This is a genomic window from Paenibacillus sp. 11B, assembly GCF_030487755.1.
Classification (GTDB): domain Bacteria; phylum Bacillota; class Bacilli; order Paenibacillales; family Paenibacillaceae; genus Paenibacillus; species Paenibacillus vandeheii.
Genome location: NZ_JAUKNS010000001.1, coordinates 1,621,383 through 1,643,597, shown reverse-complemented (window position 1 = coordinate 1,643,597; position 22,215 = coordinate 1,621,383). Strand labels below are relative to the sequence as shown.

At 45.1% G+C, this 22,215-nt stretch carries 21 protein-coding genes; 13 read left to right on the top strand and 8 right to left on the bottom strand.

Annotated elements, in window-relative coordinates; genetic code table 11:
- Nucleotides 1-14: 14 nt before the first annotated feature.
- The 6 genes from Q0V21_RS07230 to pstB all read left to right on the top strand — a co-directional run bounded on the left by Q0V21_RS07230 (nucleotide 15) and on the right by pstB (nucleotide 6,659).
- Nucleotides 15-1,145 (top strand): response regulator, encoded by a 1,131-nt coding sequence (locus tag Q0V21_RS07230; protein ID WP_079350564.1) that lies wholly within the window; start codon nucleotides 15-17, stop codon nucleotides 1,143-1,145.
- Nucleotides 1,146-1,459: 314 nt separating this feature from the next.
- Entirely contained in the window at nucleotides 1,460-2,854 is a 1,395-nt protein-coding gene (locus tag Q0V21_RS07225) for a stalk domain-containing protein (RefSeq protein ID WP_301878198.1), read from the top strand.
- Between the two features lie 54 nt (nucleotides 2,855-2,908).
- Nucleotides 2,909-3,772, top strand: a complete 864-nt coding sequence (locus Q0V21_RS07220) for a phosphate ABC transporter substrate-binding protein (RefSeq protein ID WP_079350563.1) — start codon at nucleotides 2,909-2,911, stop codon at nucleotides 3,770-3,772.
- 106 nt (nucleotides 3,773-3,878) lie between these two features.
- Entirely contained in the window at nucleotides 3,879-4,847 is a 969-nt protein-coding gene (pstC, locus tag Q0V21_RS07215; protein WP_301878197.1) for a phosphate ABC transporter permease subunit PstC, read from the top strand.
- A complete protein-coding gene (gene pstA / locus Q0V21_RS07210; protein WP_079350561.1) occupies nucleotides 4,844-5,752 on the top strand; it encodes a phosphate ABC transporter permease PstA in 909 nt (302 codons plus the stop codon). The genes pstC and pstA overlap by 4 nt, the downstream gene beginning before the upstream one ends.
- Nucleotides 5,753-5,903: 151 nt before the next feature.
- Nucleotides 5,904-6,659: a phosphate ABC transporter ATP-binding protein PstB gene (gene pstB / locus Q0V21_RS07205; protein ID WP_301878196.1), complete on the top strand. Its 756-nt coding sequence runs from the start codon at nucleotides 5,904-5,906 to the stop codon at nucleotides 6,657-6,659.
- A gap of 63 nt (nucleotides 6,660-6,722) precedes the next feature.
- Here the strand turns inward: pstB and Q0V21_RS07200 are convergent, their stop codons facing one another.
- Entirely contained in the window at nucleotides 6,723-7,601 is an 879-nt protein-coding gene (locus tag Q0V21_RS07200; protein WP_301878195.1) for an SDR family NAD(P)-dependent oxidoreductase, read from the bottom strand.
- Between the two features lie 135 nt (nucleotides 7,602-7,736).
- Here Q0V21_RS07200 and Q0V21_RS07195 point away from each other — a divergent pair, with 135 nt between their 5' ends.
- Nucleotides 7,737-8,195: a MarR family winged helix-turn-helix transcriptional regulator gene (locus tag Q0V21_RS07195; protein ID WP_301878194.1), complete on the top strand. Its 459-nt coding sequence runs from the start codon at nucleotides 7,737-7,739 to the stop codon at nucleotides 8,193-8,195.
- Between the two features lie 105 nt (nucleotides 8,196-8,300).
- Here Q0V21_RS07195 and Q0V21_RS07190 read toward each other — a convergent pair whose 3' ends face one another.
- Nucleotides 8,301-9,257, bottom strand: a complete 957-nt coding sequence (locus tag Q0V21_RS07190) for an MORN repeat-containing protein (RefSeq protein WP_301878193.1) — start codon at nucleotides 9,255-9,257, stop codon at nucleotides 8,301-8,303.
- Nucleotides 9,258-9,873: 616 nt separating this feature from the next.
- Between Q0V21_RS07190 and Q0V21_RS07185 the strand changes: the two genes are divergently transcribed.
- Nucleotides 9,874-13,395 (top strand): S-layer homology domain-containing protein, encoded by a 3,522-nt coding sequence (locus Q0V21_RS07185; RefSeq protein ID WP_301878192.1) that lies wholly within the window; start codon nucleotides 9,874-9,876, stop codon nucleotides 13,393-13,395.
- A 51-nt stretch (nucleotides 13,396-13,446) separates the two neighbouring features.
- Here Q0V21_RS07185 and Q0V21_RS07180 read toward each other — a convergent pair whose 3' ends face one another.
- From Q0V21_RS07180 to Q0V21_RS07155, 6 genes are all read right to left on the bottom strand, one after another.
- Complete coding sequence (locus Q0V21_RS07180; RefSeq protein WP_301878191.1) at nucleotides 13,447-13,857, bottom strand: hypothetical protein; 411 nt, start codon at nucleotides 13,855-13,857, stop codon at nucleotides 13,447-13,449.
- Between the two features lie 272 nt (nucleotides 13,858-14,129).
- Nucleotides 14,130-14,381: a DUF554 family protein gene (locus Q0V21_RS07175; protein WP_483312366.1), complete on the bottom strand. Its 252-nt coding sequence runs from the start codon at nucleotides 14,379-14,381 to the stop codon at nucleotides 14,130-14,132.
- Nucleotides 14,369-14,626, bottom strand: a complete 258-nt coding sequence (locus tag Q0V21_RS07170; RefSeq protein WP_301878190.1) for a DUF554 family protein — start codon at nucleotides 14,624-14,626, stop codon at nucleotides 14,369-14,371. Before Q0V21_RS07170 ends, Q0V21_RS07175 begins: the two co-directional genes overlap by 13 nt.
- A 54-nt stretch (nucleotides 14,627-14,680) precedes the next feature.
- Nucleotides 14,681-15,637 carry an amidohydrolase family protein gene (locus Q0V21_RS07165; RefSeq protein WP_301878189.1) on the bottom strand — a complete coding sequence of 319 codons (957 nt, stop codon included), beginning with the start codon at nucleotides 15,635-15,637 and terminating at the stop codon, nucleotides 14,681-14,683.
- Nucleotides 15,630-16,016: a hypothetical protein gene (locus Q0V21_RS07160; protein WP_301878188.1), complete on the bottom strand. Its 387-nt coding sequence runs from the start codon at nucleotides 16,014-16,016 to the stop codon at nucleotides 15,630-15,632. The genes Q0V21_RS07165 and Q0V21_RS07160 overlap by 8 nt, the downstream gene beginning before the upstream one ends.
- A 283-nt stretch (nucleotides 16,017-16,299) precedes the next feature.
- Nucleotides 16,300-16,911, bottom strand: coding sequence for a TetR/AcrR family transcriptional regulator (locus tag Q0V21_RS07155; protein WP_301878187.1), 612 nt, complete (start codon nucleotides 16,909-16,911; stop codon nucleotides 16,300-16,302).
- Between the two features lie 240 nt (nucleotides 16,912-17,151).
- Between Q0V21_RS07155 and Q0V21_RS07150 the strand changes: the two genes are divergently transcribed.
- The 5 genes from Q0V21_RS07150 (at nucleotide 17,152) to Q0V21_RS07130 (ending at nucleotide 22,188) form a co-directional block, all read left to right on the top strand.
- Entirely contained in the window at nucleotides 17,152-18,105 is a 954-nt protein-coding gene (locus tag Q0V21_RS07150) for a hypothetical protein (protein ID WP_301878186.1), read from the top strand.
- A gap of 78 nt (nucleotides 18,106-18,183) precedes the next feature.
- On the top strand, nucleotides 18,184-18,453 hold the full coding sequence (locus Q0V21_RS07145; protein WP_301878185.1) for a hypothetical protein: 270 nt from the start codon (nucleotides 18,184-18,186) through the stop codon (nucleotides 18,451-18,453).
- Between the two features lie 199 nt (nucleotides 18,454-18,652).
- On the top strand, nucleotides 18,653-19,690 hold the full coding sequence (locus Q0V21_RS07140; protein ID WP_301878184.1) for an ROK family protein: 1,038 nt from the start codon (nucleotides 18,653-18,655) through the stop codon (nucleotides 19,688-19,690).
- A gap of 366 nt (nucleotides 19,691-20,056) precedes the next feature.
- Nucleotides 20,057-21,256 (top strand): MFS transporter, encoded by a 1,200-nt coding sequence (locus Q0V21_RS07135; protein WP_301878445.1) that lies wholly within the window; start codon nucleotides 20,057-20,059, stop codon nucleotides 21,254-21,256.
- A gap of 455 nt (nucleotides 21,257-21,711) precedes the next feature.
- Nucleotides 21,712-22,188: a DUF6790 family protein gene (locus Q0V21_RS07130; RefSeq protein ID WP_179132915.1), complete on the top strand. Its 477-nt coding sequence runs from the start codon at nucleotides 21,712-21,714 to the stop codon at nucleotides 22,186-22,188.
- The last annotated feature ends 27 nt before the right edge of the window (nucleotides 22,189-22,215 follow it).

Below are 22,215 nucleotides of genomic sequence, written 5' to 3'. Positions count from 1 at the left end.
AGGGGGAACTTGCATTGATCCAAGCGTATTTGGTGGATGACGAGCCGCATGCTTTAAATATGCTGGAAATGTTCCTTGCTCGAACAGGTAAAGTACACGTCGCAGGGCGTGCGGCTAATGGCTTCGATGCGCTTGCTGCACTTGGGGACATCCGGCCGGATATCTGGTTTTTGGATATTGAGATGCCAGGAATGAGCGGATTGGAGTTAGCGGCGAACATACACGATGTGGAACCGGATGCCGTGATCGTGTTCACGACCGCTTATGATCAGTATGCTGTGGCCGCTTTTGAACATGAAGCACTGGATTATTTGCTCAAACCGATCGAGATGGACCGCTTGTCACGGACCATTGAGCGATGGACGAAGGAGAAGAGCAGATCCATGGATCCCGTTGTCGTCAATTCCGATAGTACGGATAAGTTGTTTGTCCAATTGCTCGGAACCTTCCATGTTGCAATCACAAACGGAAAGACGCTGATGTGGCGAACAGCCAAAGAGAAGGAGCTTTTTGCGTATTTGCTGCTGAATAACCCTGCGACAAGTGCGGTTCACCGTGATCGTATTATCGAAAAGTTATGGCCTAATGAACCTTATGAGAAAGCTAAAATTTATTTGCATACCTGTGTGAGCTTGTTACGAAAAAACTTGCGGAACGTTGGTATTGAACATTTGTTGAGATATAAAAGTGAGCACTATATCCTGGATAAGGAACGGATCAGAGCAGACGTATATGATTTTCTGGACGTTTCGTTCAGGATGGAGCAAGAAGTAGATATGCCGATATCGCTAATCGAGCAAACCTTACATTTGTATCAGGAGGAACTGTTACCGCAGGAGGATTATCCATGGGTATTGGAGCTAAGTCATCGGCTGGAGCAATTTTCCTTGGAGCTTAAGTTGAAGCTTTCCGAGAAATATCTGAATTCCAATAACGGCAGAAAAGCAGCAGAGGCAGCAGAACGTGCAATCAGCCAATCACCATACGAAGAAGAAGCCTACCGTCGTGCCATGCAGGCATACTTGTACATGGGCAAACATGATCATGTGCTCCGAATCTATCGCAATCTTAAAGAAAGATTGACCGAGCTTAATATTCAGCCCTCTCTTGTCACGAGACAATTATATGAACAAATTGAGGTCTGAAGAATCAACATTTTCTGTAATACTGCAGCCGCATATTAACACAAAAAACGAGTCGTGGGTCGTATTCCAGCGACTCTTTTTTGTGTGTTATGAAAACATTGACAATTCGTTAACAATTCCAGGATTTCCCGTTTACAAATCTCTCCTATAATTACAATCGTGATAGGTAATTTTTACTATGAACGTGGAAGTTTGGGGGGATGAGCCGGACAAGCTCTCATAAAGACGATACATGCATTGAATACCAGACAGCAGGGCACGACAAAACAAGTCAAATTAAATGGAATAGAGAAGGGTGACAAGAGATAATGTCAATGAAAAAGGCGTTAGTAGTGTCCATGGTAGCCACAGTGTTAGGAACTTCTGTGGTTAGTGCAGTATCGGCTGCTCCTGCAGCCAAACCTGCGGCTAGTGCAGCCCAGGTACAAAATTCCACGCTTACAATAAACGGTAGCAGTATCATCGTCCGTTCCATCGTTAAAAATGGAGAGACTCTCGTGTCACTTCGTGATGTGATCAAAGCCATTGGCGCGCAAGCAGAAGTAAATAGTGGAACGACAGTGATCAAGTTGAATGATCACACCGTAACACTGCAAAACAAAAGCAAACAAATCGTGGTAGATGGCGCCAAAGTAAATTTGAATCAACCAGTTACCATTATTGGTGGTACAAGTTACGTTGCACTTCGTCCACTGGTGTCCGGCGTTGGCGGTACGATCGTCAAACGAAACGGACTGCTTGAAATCAGCACGGTATCCTTGCTCGAAGAAGTTGAGAATCCACGTTTTGCCGGAGCGGACAAGTTGATTGTTTCCAAGAGCAACAACGATGGCAGAACGGATTATCTCGTGAATACGACAAGTGGTAAATACGATCTGTTGTTAACTACAGACGGGGGATCAGATCTCGTCATTTCTCCGAGCGGTGATCAAGCGGCTTATACAAATGCAGAAGGAGCCGTATACGTCATTGATCTGAAGACCAAGTCTTCCAAACTGATCACGAGCGACAACAGCATTAAGCCGGAACTGGTATGGTCTGCTGACGGGAATGCAATCTATTTCCTGCAAGGGGATAAAGGTTCCGTCATTGCCAAGCTGAATTTGGCCGATGGCGCGATTACGAAAGTGGTCGAAGACAAGGTGGACTATAAGGAAAACCTGAATGTTTCTGCTGATGGCAAGAAATTCATCTATACGGTAACGACACTTGGTACAGTAACTTCCGATACAACCAATGTGGATGAAGACAATGTATCCATTGATTTTTCAGCCAATCAACAGCAGGTATTTTCGTATAACACAGAAAGTTCAAAACCAGAGGCGGTGAAGCTTACAACATCAACCGATGATAAGGTGTTTGTATGGTCTGCTGACGGACAAAAAGCTTACTACGTGAGTGTACCTTCCGAAGATGGTAAAGCATCATTGCTGTCTGTGGATTCATCTCAAAAGTCTACGTCGGTGTATGCCGAGTACGATGTAGAACAAGCGATTCTGTCGGGTGGCATCTTGTATGTACTTGCGGCCCAGGATGACAGCAATAGTGTGATCCTTTCGATTGACCCGGTAACTGGCAAACAAACCAAGCTGTACACCGTATCTTCCGACGTATCCTCCATTTCCGTTGCCGGATCGCAAATCTCAGTGGTGGAGAATGGCCGAGTTCTGGTACAAGCTGGCGGCAGCTGGAGAGCTGTTACGAAGTAAGGTTTGACATGAAGTAACATTAAAGCTTTTTAATTCGAGAGGAGTTTAGTTAACATGAAAAAATGGATCAAACCCTTCACAGCAATGCTTATGGCTGTATCTCTAATTGGTGGACTTGGTGGCGCAACGACGGCATCTGCTGCCAAGAGCACAGAGAAAGGCAAAATTGTCATTAACGGTTCCTCAGCGCTGCTTCCGCTCACACTTCAGGCTGCCAGTGAATTCAAGAAAGATAATCCAAAAGTCAAAATCTCCGCTTCCGCAGCAGGTTCCATCACAGGTCCTCAATCCGTTCGTAAAGGGATCGCAGACATTGGCGCTGTAGACTGGGATGCATCCAAAGATGTACCTGGCTTCAAGAAATTTGATGGTTTGGTAGCCAATCCGGTAGCTGTAACAGTGTTTACGGCTGTTGTGAACAGCAATGTGGGTGTAAGTAATCTGACAACCAAACAACTGCAGGACATCTTCTCCGGCAAAGTGACAAACTGGAAGGAAGTTGGCGGATCGGATGCCAACATCGTTGTGGTTAACCGTAAGTTTGGTTCCGGCACACGAGTTAACTTCCAACAAAAAGCACTGGATGGTAAGGACTTCATGAGCAAAGGAGATAACTACAAAGAGGTTGGCTCCAGCGGTGATATGAAAACAACGATTGAAACGACACCTAATGCGATTGGTTATATTGACCTTCCTTATGTAACTAGCAAAATGAAGGCTGTATCGATCAATGGTGTAGCACCAACTGAGAAAAACGTCCTGAACAAAACATATAAAGTATGGGGCATTGGATATTACATGACCAAAGGTCAACCTACTGGAGCAACCAAAGCGTTCATCCAGTATATCCAAAGCAGCAAGTTCCAGAACGGTTCCCTGAAAAAGCTGAAATTCATTCCGCTTGCTGCCGTAAAATAACAAGGCTGCGAACGTTCGCCATTTGTGTATTTCATAAGGAAAGGGATAGCCAGCTTCTGCGCACGGTCGCCAAGCTGGCTTCTCTATGTGAAAGGAAGAGTCCTTCATGATCGATTTAAATCCATCCTCGAACAGCGCTGCTCCGAGTGAGCTCGGCTCAAGCCTTGGCAAGGCTCCCGGTTCGGGAACAAGGTTCGACCGCAAGGCTCGTTTAAGGTGGTCCAACAAACTGTTTCGTATGGTCTGCATCGGCAGTACACTGTTTGTTTGCCTGGTCCTGTTATGCATTCTGGTTCTTATGCTTCGCACAGGCGTGCTCACCTTTGCGGACGTTTCCCTGACCGAATTCTTCTTCTCCACCAACTGGGACCCGGAAAATGAACATTACGGGGCGCTAATCTTTATCCTGGGAACGCTGGCCTTGACCGGTCTTACCATGCTGTTTGCCGTTCCGATCTCCGTCATTATTGCCGTGTTTTTGGCCGAGATGACGCCAAAATGGCTTCGCCAAACGCTGCGTCCTGTCCTGGATTTGCTGGTTGGTATTCCTTCCGTGGTGTACGGTTTCTTGGGACTGACAATTCTCATTCCCTGGCTCCGGAATCTCAGTGGACATGATCTGGCGGACGGTTTACTTGCGGCGTCCATCGTTCTTACGATCATGGTTCTTCCTACAATCAGCCGGATCAGTGATGATGCTATATCCGCTGTACCGAACAAGTACCGGGATGCTGCATATGCACTCGGTGCCAACCGGTTTCAAACTGTAATCCGTGTAGTTTTGCCTGCGGCGAGAAGCGGGATCATGTATGCTGTCATTCTCGGAATGACCCGCGCCATTGGGGAGACGATGGCTGTAGTAATGGTTATCGGGAATACGGCACAGCTTGCAAACAGTCTGTTCACGCCCACCGCAGTGCTGACCAGTAATATTGTCATGCAGATTTCTAGTGTGGAATTCGATTCGATCTGGAATCATGGCCTGTACATGATGGGCTTTATCCTGCTCGCCATTTCCATCTTGATGATCGTAGCAGTGAGAATGCTTCAGAAGAAAGGGGGACACTCCTCATGAGTATAAAAAAGCAGGCAACTCCGGTCCCCACCTATTCATTTGCCAAACGGCGGAGCAGTTCTATGTTCATGGACAAGCTTTTTACAGGTTTGGTATGGGGTATAGGCATTATCGTCATTTTATTTATCGTCGGCTTGTTGTTCTTGCTTCTGGAAAAGGGGCTGCCTTTGCTGAGCTGGGATTTCCTGTACGGGGTGCCGAGCGAGATTGAAGAAGGGGGCGGAATTGGCCCGGCGCTGTTCAACTCGTTTTATGTGTTGATTCTCTCCCTGCTCATCTCCATTCCGATTGGCATGGCAGCCGGAATCTATCTGGCAGAATTTGCGCCAAACAACAAGCTCATGGAGATCGTTAGAATTTGCGTGGAGGGTCTGTCTTCGGTGCCCTCCATCATCTTCGGATTGTTTGGGATTGCGCTGTTTGTCGAGTATTTTGAGATTGGTCTTACGATTCTGGGCGCAGCGGTCAGTCTTGCCTTCCTGAATCTACCTGTGCTCACCAGAGTGACGGAGGAATCGGTCAAGGCGGTTCCGGTTGAACTTCGCAATGGATCCTTTGCGCTGGGTTCCACCCACCTGCAAACGATTCGTCATGTATTGCTGCCTGTAGCCCTGAACGGAATCATGACAGGCATCTGTCTGACAGCAGGACGGGCATTCGGGGAGAGCGCGGTCATTATTCTAACCGCAGGGGTATCCACTTCAGGAGAGATGTGGGACTTCAATCTGTTTTCGCCGGGAGGAACCCTGGCTGTGCATCTGTGGTACATCCAATCGGAAGCGATTGTGCCGGATGCGGAGGAAATTGCCCAGAAGGCTACGGCAGTGCTGATTTTTGTGGCCTTGCTCATTAATATTTTGTTCCGTGTGCCACTTTGGCTGAATGCACGCAAAACACAGGTTTAAGACGTCAAAGGCGTACGCACCAGACCTATCGGGTGGGTGCATCGCATTCAATAGACGCATCACACATCACACCAACAGAATATAAGAATCTTATGGAGCTCACCGTATTCATCCAGCAATATACTCTAATTCAACACCGGGAGGGCACGTTGTGCAGCCAATCATTGAAATCAACAAACTGAATTTATATTACGGCGAGTTCCAAGCGCTTAAGGATGTTTCCATTGAAATCCCGGAGCGGGCCATTACCGCTTTTATCGGGCCGTCCGGGTGTGGGAAATCCACGCTGCTGCGTACACTCAACCGCATGAATGATCGGATCCCTGGAACACGGATCGAAGGTAAGGTGGCTGTGGGCGGAACGGATATCTACAATGGTGAAGTGCATGTGGAATCCTTACGCAAGAAAATCGGAATGGTGTTTCAACAACCGAATCCTTTTCCGAAATCCATCTATGAAAATGTGGCCTTTGGCCCAAAACAGCACGGTATTCATGGCAAAAAGAAGCTGGATGAAATTGTGGAGCAGAGTCTTCGATCCGCTGTCCTGTGGGACGAAGTGAAGGATAACCTGAAGCGTTCAGCGCTAAGCCTGTCCGGAGGGCAGCAGCAGCGCCTCTGCATCGCACGTGCACTCGCGGTCGAGCCGGACATTCTGCTGATGGATGAAGCTACCGCATCGCTCGATCCCGTCTCGACGTTCAAAATTGAGGAACTGACGCATGAATTGAAGGAACGCTATACCATCGTGATGGTTACGCACAATATGCAGCAAGCAGCTCGGGTTTCCCAGCAGACGGTGTTTTTCCTGAATGGGGAGGTCGTGGAATACTCCGCTACCCAAGACATGTTCGCCGAGCCCGTTGATTCGCGTACGCAGGACTATATTAGTGGCCGATTTGGTTGAGTATGAATTTTTAAGAGGTGGAAGTCTTTCAGACATGATCTGAAAGGCTTTTTCTATTTTCGATTATTCCAACAGACCACGTTGTTTCAGTAATTGTGTCGTCACCTTCCACAGCTTGTTTTGCATTCCAGCATCTCCGCCCGGATACACAGGAGTAATGGATGCCCCGCTTCCAACATTGAAATATCCTCCCGAAACTTCACTATATTCCGATTCCACTGCCAAACGAGTCATGATATCCGCACCCCGCCGTGGGTCGCCGATATGCAAAAACGTTAGAATATGCTCAAGCACACTCGCAAACCATAACTCTCGTCCAAGACCTGTAACATTAAAACCTGGATTCAAAGCATTCACTCGAATTCCAGTTCCATCCCATTGACGGGCAAGCTCGCCAGTAAACATAATATTGAGCAGTTTGGTTTTGCCATAGATGGCGGAGGAGCCGCGTGCAGTAAAGGGATTGGTATCCGTCAAATCATCGGGCAGCATCAGTTTTCCATGATTCCGCGAGGCTTCAGATGCAACATTGACGACTCTGGCGTGGCCTGCCTGAACCAGAGACGTATGCAACGTGTGCGTTAGGAGCCAAGGAGCCAAATAGTTCACGGCCATCATCTCGGAAAACCCTTCGGAAGTGACTCTTTGTTCAAAAGCATGAAGACCCGCGTTATTCAAAAGAACATTGATACGCGGATAAGTGGCTGCAATTTCAAGCCCTATACGTTTTACATCGCTCAGTAAAGACAAATCTCCAAAGAAAAAGTTGATCTTGGCAGATGGCGCAATTTCCCTGATTTTGTTTCTGGTGGTCTCGGCGCGTTCTTCGCTTCGGGCTGTGAGTAAAAGGTGTGCACCGCGTTTCGCAAGTTCCATGGCAGCAAGCTGACCTAAGCCGCTGGTTGCTCCGGTGATCACAATAATGGGGTGTGTTGTTTTCATAATGAGGTCTCCTTTTGACACGAATAGGGTTGGAATATATAATGGACATAAATCAACTATAAATATTAATTGATATTTGTCAACTATATATTTAAAATCCTGTTTTGCTGTATCGAGGAGAGGGGAACCATAATAATGAGTGAAAATCCAGTTAAAACAAAAGACAGAGAAACCCTGGAACTGGCACTTGGTGAGCAGATCCATGCGCTAATTAGTGCTTCGCATGCGCTTAATGTTCGATCTGCCGAGCGTTTTGATGCGACTATGCAGCCTGCCGCTTTTCATTTGGTGCGGTGGTTGTATTCTTACGGTCCTACAAGCGCAGCAGCTTTGGCAGAAGCGACGGCAATGGACCGCAGTTCGGTAAGCCGTCTGATTAAACAACTTGAGAAGGCAGGGTATGTAAGCAAGGAGCCGGACCCCGAAGATCGGCGCGGCGTTTTGTTGTCTTTGACGGAGCTTGGTCAACAATCAACGGTGGGTGCGCTCAAGGAGAAGGAGTCAACTTTTTATGAACGCATATCGGGATGGAATGATGAAGAACTGGAACGTTTCACCTCTATGCTTCGGCAGTTTAATGGGTTTAATGGTTAGTGAGGGGGATCCTCACAGTTTCCAAGGAAGCTGTGGAGGCTTATATCTGAAAAAGGTAGTGTTTTCTTTTCCATCGTTTTTTTCTCATTTAGTGACCTCCACTACCTAGGGAATCATTCCCTTATAGTTGATGTCTTTTAATGACATGATCTCGTCGGATATGTTATTGAGTTTGGCTGAATAAGGTTTGATCGCTTGAAGGAATTCATTAAGAATTTTCTTGCGATCCTTATCAAAGGTGGCCAACGTTATGTAATTCTCTTTTAATACATTATCGTTCTTTACGACTTGTTTAGAATAACTAACTGAATTACCATAATCGATTAGATACGTAGACCCCGTGAATTTGCCGCTGGTTATTGTGCCTTTGGAGAATTCGGATGGTTTAATCCCCATATATATATCTGAAGAATCGTGTTTCTTTTGAAAACTGATAATCGTGTCAAAAAAGTACGGGTCCCCGCTTACCTTTCCATTGAAATAATAATTTTCGAGAGTAATTGTCGTCGTGTGATCCTTATACCCTAATGAGACAATATCTGAAGAGTGGATTGCGTAATATCCCTGAGACATCTTGCCTTGATTGAATGTTCCATCATTAATTGAGTTTATGTAACTCCCAAGTATAGGGTGAACTTCACCATCAGCAGTGAGATACTGTACTTCTAACCATTGCGTAATTTCTTTTCCTTTGCCATGATATGTACCATTAATCCACGATCCGGTGTAGGTTCTTGTAGTGAATTCACCTGTTCCGTGACCCATGTTAGATTCATCATAATCATCAAAGGGCACACCCGCACCTTCGACTAATTTATATGTATACTTGCCTTTACCTTGCCGCCTTCCATTCACCCAGTCCCCTGAGTACATTTCAGATTTCCCCCAGCGGGCGGTTCCTTTTCCATGAGGCTTCCCGTCTAGAACTTCGCCATAATACGTTGATCCATCGGACAGTTTTAAGGTTACTTTCTTCAATGCTGCTTCTGTTGGAGCAGAGCCTAGTAATAGTAAAATTAAAGCTATAATAGTTAGCCCCAAACCTGGATAAAATCTTCTCAAAAGTGTGCAACTCCTTCTATGTATCTTGTTCTATGTCTAATGAGCCAGTGCCATCTTCAACATTATCGGTTTATTGGGAGAATATTTCTAGTTAAATATTAAGTGGAGAATGCCCACATTTCACAACTCGTTAACTCTCGCTTCACAGAAGTAAACATGTAAAAGCTAAGTCAAAATCCAGTCCAAACCCAGGGTACTTACGGATTCAGGACGCATTGCGCCTATGCATTCGTAGGTTCTTTTTTTTATATCCGGCCAATGCTCTACGCTCAGATGTTTACAAAGCCCTTCATTATCAGCTCTTTATCGCCCCTGTTACGCCAGTCATCTTCCTAATGATCCACTAGCTGTGGTGGAACTTTCCTGAATGGTGAACAAAATCTGAATTTTTATTCACCCTCTTGCAACCTCTCTCTAGTACATTTCAACTCCTCAATATGGAGTAAGACAGAGCATGATTTTCTTAGATACAGCAAAAAGAATTCGTTAACGAAATGTAAATCGATGCAGGGGGATGTCAAATTTTTAATAGGCGCTTTCAATGCGTTGACCCTGCCCCCCAAAGTCTCTTATATTATTCCCGACACAACAACTCAGAACGGGTGGTGGGATGATTTTGTTCAATAATAAAGGAAAGAAAATGCTCGCTATGCTTACGCTTATACCACTGGCTACAGGCCTGGTTATGGGTGCTTTTCCTGCTGCAGTAACGTATGCAGATGCGGGAGATAACACACCAACCAACAGCTCGGCAACAGGTTCATGGCAAACGGGAGATTTGCACGTACATACCTTTGAGTCCGATGATGCGCAGAATTCGCTGGAAAATGTACTCGACGCGGGTCTGACGAAGTATGGTCTGGACTGGATCGCGCTTACGGATCATTTGCGGTTATCCAAGCGGGATCACAACGGAGTAGACATTCCAGGCGGATCGATTCCGATGTCCCAGGGGATGAACGAATATCAGGTGCCACAGATCAAAGCACTTCAGGAAGCAGGCAAATACGCAGGCAAGACGATTTTCTCCGGTTTCGAATGGGACATGCCGACGCATGAACACGTTGGAGTGGGGATTCTGACGGATGAGCCGAATTCGACCGAAGCGCTGGAAGCTGCAAACGAATTTGAATATCGTTTTACCAATCGGGATGCGAATCTGTTCGATGCGGCTGACGTAGCGAATTGGAATCTGACGGGGGGACGTGCCTATACGACTCATCAGGATGCACTGGCTGCTATCAATTGGCTGGCAACCAAGTATCCAACGACAAGTTATGCGATGATCAACCATCCTTCACGCGGCAAAAACAAATATACCATCGCGGACTTCCGTGAGTTCAACGATCTGGCCCCGCAAGTTGTATTCGGGATCGAAGGCATGCTGGGCAACCAGATGGAACCGGATCGCGGCGGGTATAACACAACATACAACGTTGCTAATCCAACAGCAGATGATGGATACAAATATCGTACATACGGCGGTGTGGACTATATGGTCGCCAAGGTGGGCGGTCTGTGGGATGCATTGCTGGGAGATGGGCGTCATTTCTGGAACTACGGCAATTCGGACTACCATTTCAAGACCATTGGCACGAATTCCAGCGGTTATTTTCCGGGAGAATATGCCAAGACTTATTCGTGGGTTGATGGTACAGGTATGCAAGCCGTGCTGGAAGGACTGCGTTCGGGAAAATCATTTTCCGTATTCGGTGATCTGATTAACGCACTGGACTTCACGGCTTCCGGCGCGGGCACTCAGGCTGAAATGGGCGGAGATCTGGGTGTGACCCAAGGCGACGAAGTGGAACTGAAAATCCGGTTCAAGAGTCCAACCACGAGCAACAACTATGAAAAACCAATCAACAGCGGCACGTCTGCTGGACAAATACCGGTGGTTGATCACGTTGATCTCATCGCGGGAGATGTGACGGGCAAGGCGGAGAAGGGCACAGCTGCCTATTCCAAAGACACTAATGACTCTACTAAAGTACTGGCAACCTTCACGTCCAACGATTGGACGACAGATGCCGAAGGTTACCATGTCATCACGTACAAAATCAAAGCCACCGACCAGGATAAATATTATCGCCTGCGCGGTACAAATCTGGGTATGAACGTTGCTGGTGAGACTGTAGATGGTGAACCGCAGCTTGATCCCAAAATCACAACAGCTGATGCAGAGACTCGTTTCAACGAGATCAATGATCAGAACTATCGCGATCTGTGGTTCTACTCCAATCCGATCTTCGTGAGTGCTACCCCTTACAGTGATGCACAGGCGGTAACGGATACGCTTCAAGCGATTGATCTGGGTGATCTGAACGCGGTCACTTCCGACCTTACCCTTCCTGTTGAAGGAAAACATGGAGCCACGATTAGCTGGTCCAGCTCAAACCCGGAATTGATGGATGCACAGGGGAAACTTCTGACACAGCCTGAGAATAATAAGCGACTGGAATTGACGGCAACGGTACAACGTGGCAGCGAAACGGATACAAGAACGTTCACTGTCATTGTGGAAGGAACAAATAATCAGGTATTAGTGTTAAAAAGCAAGATGACCACTGCTGACAGCGAGCCGTATCATACGGATACATGGACAAACCAGTCCGTAACGGTTAGTGTAACCAGCGCAGTTTACGCGCCAGCCACTTCGGCGACGATCGAGCTGTCTCTTGATGGAGGTCAGACGTATGAGCCATATACGGAGAATACACCTTTGGAGATAACCGAGGCTGGAGAGCATAAGCTGTTATTCAGAGCGACAGACGATTTGAACGAAATGTATACTTTACCTTTGGTGGTCAAAATAGACCGCGAAATCCCTGTCATCACCCTGCAAGGCAGCAGCCAGATGACATTAACGGTGGGAGATACGTATAACGAGCCTGGAGCACAGGCTGCCGATAATGTGGGCATCCGTGGTTCCGTGCAGATTGCCGGCACAGTGAACACACAAGCAGTGGGGATCTACACCCTTCGTTATAACGTGAAAGATATTGCTGGAAATGTGGCACAAGAAGTGACACGTACGGTTACCGTGCAAGCCCGTTCGGGCAATGGCGATGGTAATGGGGGCAACTCAGGCGGGAATTCTGGGGGAAGCACACCAAGTGTGCCAACAACGCCTACCGTTCCAACCACACCAACCAACCCGGATACGGGGTCAGATTCATCAACTGAAGTGAAAGTAGAGGTCGAAGCGAATCAACCTGTACAAACGGGTCTCAAAGACATCGTGCAATTCAACGCTCCGGCTGGAGCCATTGGGGAAAAAGATACATTGCAGCTATCTGTCGTGTCCAAGGACCAATTGCAGAATGCAGCTTCGCTGAACGTATTGAGTCAAGCGGTACAAATCAGCCGCACTGGCGGACGGACATTGGATGAGCAGGCAGCACTTAGCTTGCAATATGACGCTTCCAATCTACCTCAAGGAACACAGCCAGCAATCTACTATTATAATGAAGCTCGTCAGAGCTGGGTATTTGTCGGCGGGAAGACAGACGCAGCAGGAACGGTAACGACGAATGTGAATCATCTGGGAACCTTCGTGGTGTCCAGTTACGTACCAGCCAATTTGTCCGATCTGAACGGACACTGGGCATCCGACTATGCAGATCGTTTGATTGGCATGGACGTAATCCAGGGGTACACAGATGGTACATTCCAACCATCCAAGAAGATTACACGGGCAGAGTTTGTTACGTTGATCAGTAAGGCACTGGCCTTGAAGTCTGTGCAGTCGGATACGACATTTGCAGACCAAAGCAATCTGCCAGACTGGGCGAAGAGCGACATCGCCGCAGCAGTACAAGCCGGAATCGTGAAGGGCTATGGAGATAACACATTCAAGCCTAATCAGACGATCACTCGTGCCGAGATGGCTGTGATGATGGCGAATGCGCTGAAGTTAAGTGCAGATGCACAGTCGGGAGCGAGTGGAGATACTGTAAAACCAAGCTTCACTGATGCGACGCAAACGCCGTCTTGGGCGCAGGAAGCACTGAATACAGCCGTTCAGGCCAAGATTGTGGACGGATATACCGACAATACGGTTCGTGCTGGAAATATGACGACCCGTGCGGAAGCCGCAGCAATGATCTATAAATTGTTGATGGCGATGTACGTGTAATCTTAATAAAAGAATGATAAACAAAGGCCACCTGAGAGGGATGGCCTTTGTTTATTTTATAGTTAACTCATATATTTCAAATAAATGATTATTTACTTGTCTCGTCCAACTTTCAATTTTATCACCTACATTAACATCGTTGAAATCAGCTTCGATTCGCATTTTACTGAATTTTGCATCTGCTTGATAGAAGTCACTCGAAGTAACATAAAACCTCGAATTTTTTGTTACATTCAGATATTCCCCATTATCTAGGACGATGGAGTAAAGTACCTTGTCTCCGTCTACTTTACTGTTTTGCTCTTTTATTTCAACGACGGTGCCTGTGTAATATTGTTGTTCCTTTGCTGGTGAAGGCCATCCTTTCATAATATCCGAAAAAAATACAAAATAGACAACTACCAGAAGCATCACGACAAAGCTGCTTATCCAGACAAAAGGCCCAATTTTTTTTGCTTTCAATCTTTTCATCCTTCCTCAATGTACTTAACAGTATGTAGCATTTATTATGTAAGTGAAAGCAATCCAAAACGAAAGTGTCACGAATAGTGAAATATATGCAGCCAATCCTGGAGGGCAAGGGATGGAATAATTAATTCTATAACAAAAAGATAGGAACAAATAAGGCAGGCAGCAGGTTCAATACCTTGATAATTGTGATTTTCAAGATGTTTAACCCCGTACAAAGCGCAGGATGCCACCAATCAGAGTAATTTCGTTCATGATGTTCGTCGTCATGAAGACGGATAAGAAATCAGCCGAGAAGAAGACCAGGACTGCGATGACCAATAGAATGAACGCCGAAAGATGATGCCGATACCGAAGGTAGAAGCCAGAATCAATGACGTAATGCCCGAAAAAATCGTATTGATTTTCAAAAAGTTGTTATCCCCCTGTAGTGCACTTTGGAGTGGTCCCAGGATCGGGATCGATCCCACGCACAGCAATGATATGGCAACAGTTAATCCTTCATTTAGCCATTGGATGAGAATTTGGTCATGATGTTGGACAAGATGTTCTCAAAATTAATCAGTTGCCCAGTGATCCTGCCTAAGGTCAGGAAGATGATAAATATAATCTGATATTGGCTGGTTGATATGCTGCTCATGGTTGTACTAATGCCTATGATGAGTGCACTGATTCCAATCACTTGATTCAAAATGGATTTGTATCCGTCATTCATGAACTTTTTGGAGATGGCTCCAAGGGTACTTTCGCATATAATTAACAATTGATCAATATACCAAGCATGATTTCACTCCTGATCCTTTTCTCAATTCTGAACTCACCAAACTGAGTTTAGAACATCGTCTACTTCTTTTATTCTCGTTACAGATGGTGTTTGAATTAGATTTCCTTTGACCATGACCGTAGAGATGTCTGACAAGGCCTCAATATGTTCCAGAGGATTTTGCTCCATAATAATCAGATCGGCATGTTTTCCGATATCCATTGTCCCTGTAACATCGTCAACACCGAGGATCTTCGCATTGGTTCGGGTCACCATGTCAAGGACCTGTTTGTTGTTCAGATTGGTCTGTCTCATGTAGTGATCCATCTCTCTCCACATATCATAGTGAGTCACATAAGGCATGGCGGCATCAGTGCCGATACCAATGGTGATGTCGTTTTCGATCGCTTGTTTTACGCCTTTGAGCATGGAATCGTAGACCAGTCTGGAATTCTCTTTTACCGTTGCACTTACCTTCGTTACGCTGGTATCCAGTGAAGCGGATGGATAAGCGGCTTGCAGGGTGGGGATGAGTGCGGTGTAGCCATTCAGGGCATTGGGATTATTTTTGTACAAATGGATGATTTCGTCGTCCATCTCCGAACCATGCTCAATGGTATCGACGCCACCCTTCAACGCAACCCTTACGCCTTCCGTGCTTTCCACATGGGCTGCTACCCGCAAACCGATCTTGTGGGCTTCATCGCAGATCGCTGCAACTTCGTCCACCGTCATCTGTAAACGGCCAGCTTCGCCCACCATTTTTGCATCCGTCACGCCACCCGTCACACAGATTTTGATCAGATCTACGCCGTGTTTCACATTTAGCCGTACATTTTTCCGTGCTTCCCACGGGGAGTCGCCCACCAGAGCGAGGAATGGAGCACCATGTCCACCCGTGACACTCAGGAAAAAACCGGATACGAGCAGATTGGGGCCGACAAAGTCACCATTATTAATCTCATCCCGCAACCGGACGTCCGTGTAAAAGAATTCCCCCACACTACGCATCGTTGTCACACCCGCATGGAGTGCGGTCAGGGCGTTGCGTTTCATTCGTTTTTTCAAAACGTTTTTTCAAAACGTTTCTACCAAACTTGGTGTTCAATATTCGATCATAGGCAAACTGCAACAAGCCTTCACTAACGGATAGACTGAACGGTTTACCATCTGCAAAGAGGTGCACGTGTGCATTAATCAGTGCTGGCATCACGTATTTCCCTGAGAGGTCGATTGTTGTGTAGTGTCTAGGGATAAGTAGTTCGTTATATTGGCCGATATCCTGAATAAGTCCTTGTTCATTGACGAGAATGGCCATGTTTTTTTGCAGGTTGCGACTTGAGTCGCCGTGGATCAGATTGACGTTTTTCAATGCGTAAGCGGTGTTCATGTTATGTCCCTCCTTTGGATGTAGGTGAGGCTATAAAAGTCTTTTATCGTGTACATGTATGTTCAACTCATCTAGTTTGGATAGGACAGTAGCTTGTATTGGTTAAATGGTAGAGAGCAGTTTTTGTCTAAAAGTGAATTATAAATTCATTTTTGAATCAAAAAAATAGAGTGAATCGCGGTGCTTATTTTTTGCGTGCAAACCAAGTAGAAATTCATCTAATCTGCACGCTGTGCGACGACTGGTGATCTTTCGTAGGAAAGGGCTTGTAGGCCTTCGAGCATTATTCGTTCAAACTCTTCATGCCGTACAGTCTGTATACATACAACGCTTCAAAAATTTGCTTCCGGCTGTCCTCACTCATATCCCGCTTCAACAGTTCCAAGTTCATATCGATTACATTGTGCGCGAGAATGTTCAGCAAGATCAAGTTCTCCTCAGTGCCAATCTCATACCGTTTATATTGATTTTTGAGATAGGCCTTCTTGGTTTCGATCATCAACTCGACAAGTTCATTCTTGGCGTTGGTGTAGATGGTGCCTTTATTCTTTTCGAAGATGATGACAATCTGATTCCGGTATTTACGTAGTACATCCACCTGTTCCTGCAACAGCGCCGACTTCCGCTCGCTATCCGTTTCCTCGAACAAGGTCTGGTTATCAAAGTGAATCGTCTCCACCAACACATTCTTTAAATAATCCACCAGATCCGGCGGCACGACGGCGTAGAATAGTTCTTTCTTGTTCTTAAAATAAGTATAGATATTGCCCACGGAAATATTGATCTCATCCGCGATATCGCTCATCTTGGCATCCACATAGCCTTTTTCAAAAAAGACCTTGAGCGCCGCGTATTCAATCTCTTTCCTGACTTCGTCTTTCTTGGCTTGCACCATTGGAACGACTCCTTAATAGTGAATGGTTGGTTCGTTATTAGGATAGGCTTTTTTGAGGGGGGTTGTCAAATGTGATAGTGTTGAGAAAATTAAATGAATGTTGATAATTTTGTGTTAAGTAATGGAATAATTAATCATATTTCACTCCACTATTAATTGAAACGTTATATAATAAACAATATAGGAGGTTAATAAATAATTAGGAACAAGTGGAATTAAATGTTGAGAAGGGATGATATTATGGAGGCTTTCTACAATCCAGTTATTGCTTTTTCAGGTTTTTTAGGTACAGTTGTATTTTATGTCTTTACTACATATTTAAAAATGACTAAGAATCCATTGCGTTTCTTTGTGTCACTTGAGGAAATATTTTATATGGGAAGTACAATGAAATTTTTTAGATTTGCATACATATGGACTTTAATAGTAATAAGTGCAGGAATTTACGCTGTACTAATGTCTTCTTCTCTTTATAAATGGATGAGCAATGAAATTGTATTTGTTTTTAGTAACGTAGGCTATGCACTTTTTTATTTATTTTTCTTTCTAGCAATTATTCAAATTTTATCATTTAAAAAAATGCAGAGTGCTATTACTTCTTGGGCATATAATAAAAAGAGTACACTAAAAAGAAGAAAATGGTTAATACTTGGCTTAATGATTTTCATTTTGATATATTTAGTCCACTATTCATTATTATATGGTTGGGTGATAAATAAAATTCTAAGTATGCAAGGGAACGTTCTAGGTGAAAATGCAGATGATCCACTTAGTGTGTTGTTATTAATTAGAGATTTTGACCCTTCCACTATTAGTGCCTTAGTGATGATTACAGTTTTATACTTTTTTTTGCTTTTGCGGACAAAAAAGTTATTTAAATATATTGGACACTCGCAAATCTCAGCCAACTTCATACTAAAGGATGGAACAGCCTTTAATAATAAACATATAATTCATACAGATATAGATAAAAGTTACTTAATAGCAGATTCATCTAATGTTTTTGAGTTGAATAAAGATTTAATTCCTAAAGATAATATTAATTTTATAAGTCATAATTACTTTTATTCTAGCTTAGGAAAGATAAGTGAACTTCATGATTCGAAAGAATTACAGATAAACATGCTAAATTCTGAGGAGAGTTCAGTAGTAAATTCACTCCTCAAAAATAATAAAAAATTTGATATTAAGTAATATTGTATCTATTACGCAATGGCGTACCACATTCTCTCATTGGATGTGATATCTTCTCCTTAACAAAGGAGTGGTGACATGACAAGTACCAACAGCGATGACCTCGCTTTGCAGTACGTACAACTCATCGAACAAGAAGACGATTACGTGGCCCAACTGATCACATGCAACAAACTCATTCTGGACGCCATGGACATTATCGCAAAGCAAGCAGGTGTGCTAGAGATGGATACCGTGAAACAAGCAGCATATCACCTTCATTCCATAGAACAGGATTTGAATCGAAAGTTATTTGAAGTTCGACTGGAGAAGAGCATCTTGGCCCATCAAATGAGTCAGTATACATAAAGTCACCTTAACTAAAGGACAGTGCAGGATCATATAAGATGATCTTGAACTGTCTTTTTGCCTTTCCATCCAAACGATTTTTGCTCCCAATTTAGCATTGACTTTCCTCCCGAATCCCCCTACGCTTCAATTATTAAAATACTTTTAAAAACATTCATTGAATGGTTCGAGATGAACGGAAGGAGGCATACAACTAACGATGTTACCTACATCACACAACACCCAACAGGTGAAGCGGATCAACGTTGAACTTGTGAAGAACACACTCCGGTCGATGGGCGTAGGCACCAAGGCTTCCATTGCGAACCTGACCAAACTCAGCGTTGCGACATGTGGCACGATCCTGAACGAACTGCTTCAGACCGGAGAGATTATCGATCTGGGCCCGGACGAATCGAGTGGGGGAAGACCGGCGAGTCGGTATCAATTCAATGCGGACTACGCCAGTGTACTGTGCCTGATTATTCGAACGGAGGGCGGCATTCACTCGATCACACATACATATGCCAATCTGAACGGTGAAATGGCGGACAAACAGACTTTCATTTTGGATGAGATTAATGTAATGGTGGTAGAGGATTTGATTGCGAGTCTGATCGAAAAGAACCAAAATGTGCAGGCCATTGGCATTGGTATACCAGGGGTGGCACACAACGGTGTGATAGGCATTTGTGATGTGTCGGAGTTGGCGGGTCAACCGCTTGGGCCAAGGCTCAAGGAACAGTATGATGATGTTGAAGTTGTCATTGGCAACGATATGAACCTCACGGTGTACGGATTGTACAACCAGCAGCAGTTTGAAGAAGAGAAGAACTTCGCGGTAGTTACGTTTCCTGAGAACCATTTTCCGGGTGCGGGCTTTATTATTGACGGTCGTCCGCTCACAGGGAACACGCAATTTGGGGGCGAGGTATCTTTTCTGCCTTTTGGCGTGTCACGGGAAGAACAGCTACGGATGTTGAAAACAGCGGAAGGGTTGCAGGAACTGGCGGTACAGACACTGGTATCCATTATTGCGATCATTAATCCGGCTACGATTGTCGTAACAGGGGATACGATGGACCCGGCCATGCGAGATGGCCTGACGCAAGGTTGTCTGGATCGAATGATTCCATTGGATCATATGCCGGAGTTGATTATCCAGAGAGACACACGACGCGAATATGTGACTGGGCTGGTTGCCGTGACGCTGGAGAGCCTGACCTACCGCATCCAGGTCATTGAGAAGCAATGGTAGACGAACATTGATTAGAAATATGATCTATCAACAGATCAGTAAGCTAACAATCCTTTTATATAAAATGAACTATTTCATTAAACAGGTAACGGAGAGGACAGAAAAAAACTGGAGAAGCGGAGCGGTCGCCTAAAAGCTTTCTGAAAGAAAGCTACATCGGAAGCATACGCTTATCACCAGATTTCCCCTTAGGAAAAGGAATCGAAAAAATCTGGGGATAACAGCGATTGGAAGGTTGTTCTGTCATCGGAGTGTCCGCGTTAATGACCTTTAGGTTCAACTTATATAGACACAATGGAGGAACTTAATTTGAATCAGCAAGCAGGTACGCAAGGGAACAAACGAAAGTTTAACAAGCTGTACGCCATGCAACTGGCAACGATTTTTCTGGGATTTATCGTATTCGGGATATCGGAAAATATTAAGGGACCAGCCATCCCGCGCATTCAATTTGACTTCAATCTGGATGAGAAACAGCTCGGAACGTTATTGTCCCTGAACGCACTGGGTTACCTCATCGCCTGCTCCTTCACCGCCATCCTGGTGCGTAAATGGGGCATCAAGGCGGTTAGCATCATATCGTTTGCATCGATGATCCTCTCGGGTGTGTTCATTTATGTGTCTCAAACATATCCACTCTTTGCTTCATCGTACTTCTTCATGTATATCGGTAACGGCATGCTGGAGATTGCGCTGGCGATTCTGGGGGCGCGGATCTTTGTGAAAAACACAGGTACGATGATGAACCTGTCCCATTTCTTCTATGGGTTAAGTTCAACGGTAGCACCTTTGCTGGCGACAGGGGTGATGTCGTTGAGCGTGTTTGGACACGTACTGGACTGGCGCGGCATGTATCTGGTGATGTTGTCACTCTGTCTGCTGCCGATCATCGCGGCGCTCCGCAGCAAATTCCCGGGGGACGATCTTCCCCATGAAGATCGGACTTCACTTAAGACGTTAACACGTGATCCTGCCCTTTGGCTGATGGTGCTCATTCTTTCTTTTGGCGTGGTATCGGAACTGGCGGTAGGTGGTTGGCTCGTTAACTTTCTGGAAAAAGCCTACGCGTGGGACACGGTCAAAGCCTCCGGGTTATTATCTGCGTTCTTCCTCACGTTCTCGCTGGGACGCCTGCTGCTTGGACCATTGACTGACCGGATCGGATTTGTATTGTCACTGATTCTGTTCTCGGCTTTCTCGGGAGTATGTACATTCGTGGCGCTTGCAGGGGGAGAGCGTCTTGCGATTTTCTTTGCGATATCTGGCGCGGGCATAGCGATGATCTATCCAACAGTTATGGCGTTTATCGCACGCAGATATCCGAACGGCAGTGACACCGCGATTACATTCACGGTTACCTTGATGGGGGTTGGTAGTGTCATTGGTAACTATGTGATTGGCTGGGTGATTGAAGGTGTGAAGAATATGTATGGTTCAACGACTCAGTTGGGGCTGCTGCGCGGACTTCAGGCGGGATATGGATTCATCGGTTTATGTGCTGTGATCTGTGCGGCATCTGGAGTGGTGTTATATGGGTATTTGAAACGGAAGCAGGAACTGATTTAGATCTCTTTTTATTCAGTAACAGAAATCAGAGAATGAACTCAACAAATAAAGGGATGAGCTGACGTAGTTTCTTTAAGTAAGCGGTAAAAGATAGGGAAAATACATTAAAGAGCAGGGACTTCGGTATCCTGCTCTTTTTGTTAAGCTATGCCTTGGGAACTAACATATATTTCAAATAAATGAGTTGTAGTTCTTTCATAGCGTAAAAAAAAAAGGTGGATTTATGATGGGATATGTAAATTCAGGGTTTAAGTCCTATTTTTTTGAAGTTTTATAGAACTATATGAAAATATTTATTGCGCATATGAGAACAAAAGTGACAAATACTTCGACAAAATAGTAAATTATGTACGAATTGACAAATGTAAAAGAGATTATATAATGTGTGTATCTACAAGGTTGTACATGAAGTTACAAATGATTCCAAAATAACGAAACGGCGGGAGTGGGCAAGGATGTGGTTTTTGGTACTATGGTTGCTGGGTCTAATCTCAGGGGGAATTCATCTCTACATGCTAGGGTTTCCGGGGGAAATGAGCGAGATTAGTAGAGTACTGCTGCTTCATCAATTTGTGGTCACATTTGGATTGGTTGGAGTTATTGGCTACGTTGTCAACATAGCCAGAGCCGATCAGACTGCCAAAATGCTGGGATGGCCTGGCGGACCATTTCAGGTCAAGTATGGTTTTTCTCAGGTTGGGCTGGGTGTAATGGGAATTATGGCGATCTGGTTTCAAGGGAATTTTTGGGTAGGCGTGCTGGTAACGATGTACATATACGGTTTAAGTGGTCTTTGGTCACATACTTATGTCATGATTAAAAATCGCAAAGTAGATGGAGACAGCATCGGTAATCTAATTATGGATGTTGTGTATCAGACCTTTATCACGGTTCTATCCATTTGGGCCGGCGGAATTTGGGTAATGCACTAAGCTGTTACTGGATTTTTGCTTTATTAG

Coding starts and splice junctions, on each gene's coding strand:
- Q0V21_RS07220 (WP_079350563.1), top strand. CDS start 2,909: ATGAAAAAATGGATCAAACCCTTCACAGCAATGCTTATGGCTGTATCT.
- Q0V21_RS07165 (WP_301878189.1), bottom strand. CDS start 15,637: ATGCGTAGTGTGGGGGAATTCTTTTACACGGACGTCCGGTTGCGGGAT.
- Q0V21_RS07150 (WP_301878186.1), top strand. CDS start 17,152: ATGGAGGCTTTCTACAATCCAGTTATTGCTTTTTCAGGTTTTTTAGGT.
- Q0V21_RS07130 (WP_179132915.1), top strand. CDS start 21,712: ATGTGGTTTTTGGTACTATGGTTGCTGGGTCTAATCTCAGGGGGAATT.
- pstC (WP_301878197.1), top strand. CDS start 3,879: ATGATCGATTTAAATCCATCCTCGAACAGCGCTGCTCCGAGTGAGCTC.
- Q0V21_RS07200 (WP_301878195.1), bottom strand. CDS start 7,601: ATGAAAACAACACACCCCATTATTGTGATCACCGGAGCAACCAGCGGC.
- Q0V21_RS07135 (WP_301878445.1), top strand. CDS start 20,057: ATGCAACTGGCAACGATTTTTCTGGGATTTATCGTATTCGGGATATCG.
- Q0V21_RS07195 (WP_301878194.1), top strand. CDS start 7,737: ATGAGTGAAAATCCAGTTAAAACAAAAGACAGAGAAACCCTGGAACTG.
- Q0V21_RS07225 (WP_301878198.1), top strand. CDS start 1,460: ATGAAAAAGGCGTTAGTAGTGTCCATGGTAGCCACAGTGTTAGGAACT.
- Q0V21_RS07155 (WP_301878187.1), bottom strand. CDS start 16,911: ATGGTGCAAGCCAAGAAAGACGAAGTCAGGAAAGAGATTGAATACGCG.
- Q0V21_RS07145 (WP_301878185.1), top strand. CDS start 18,184: ATGACAAGTACCAACAGCGATGACCTCGCTTTGCAGTACGTACAACTC.
- Q0V21_RS07160 (WP_301878188.1), bottom strand. CDS start 16,016: ATGAACACCGCTTACGCATTGAAAAACGTCAATCTGATCCACGGCGAC.
- pstA (WP_079350561.1), top strand. CDS start 4,844: ATGAGTATAAAAAAGCAGGCAACTCCGGTCCCCACCTATTCATTTGCC.
- Q0V21_RS07140 (WP_301878184.1), top strand. CDS start 18,653: ATGTTACCTACATCACACAACACCCAACAGGTGAAGCGGATCAACGTT.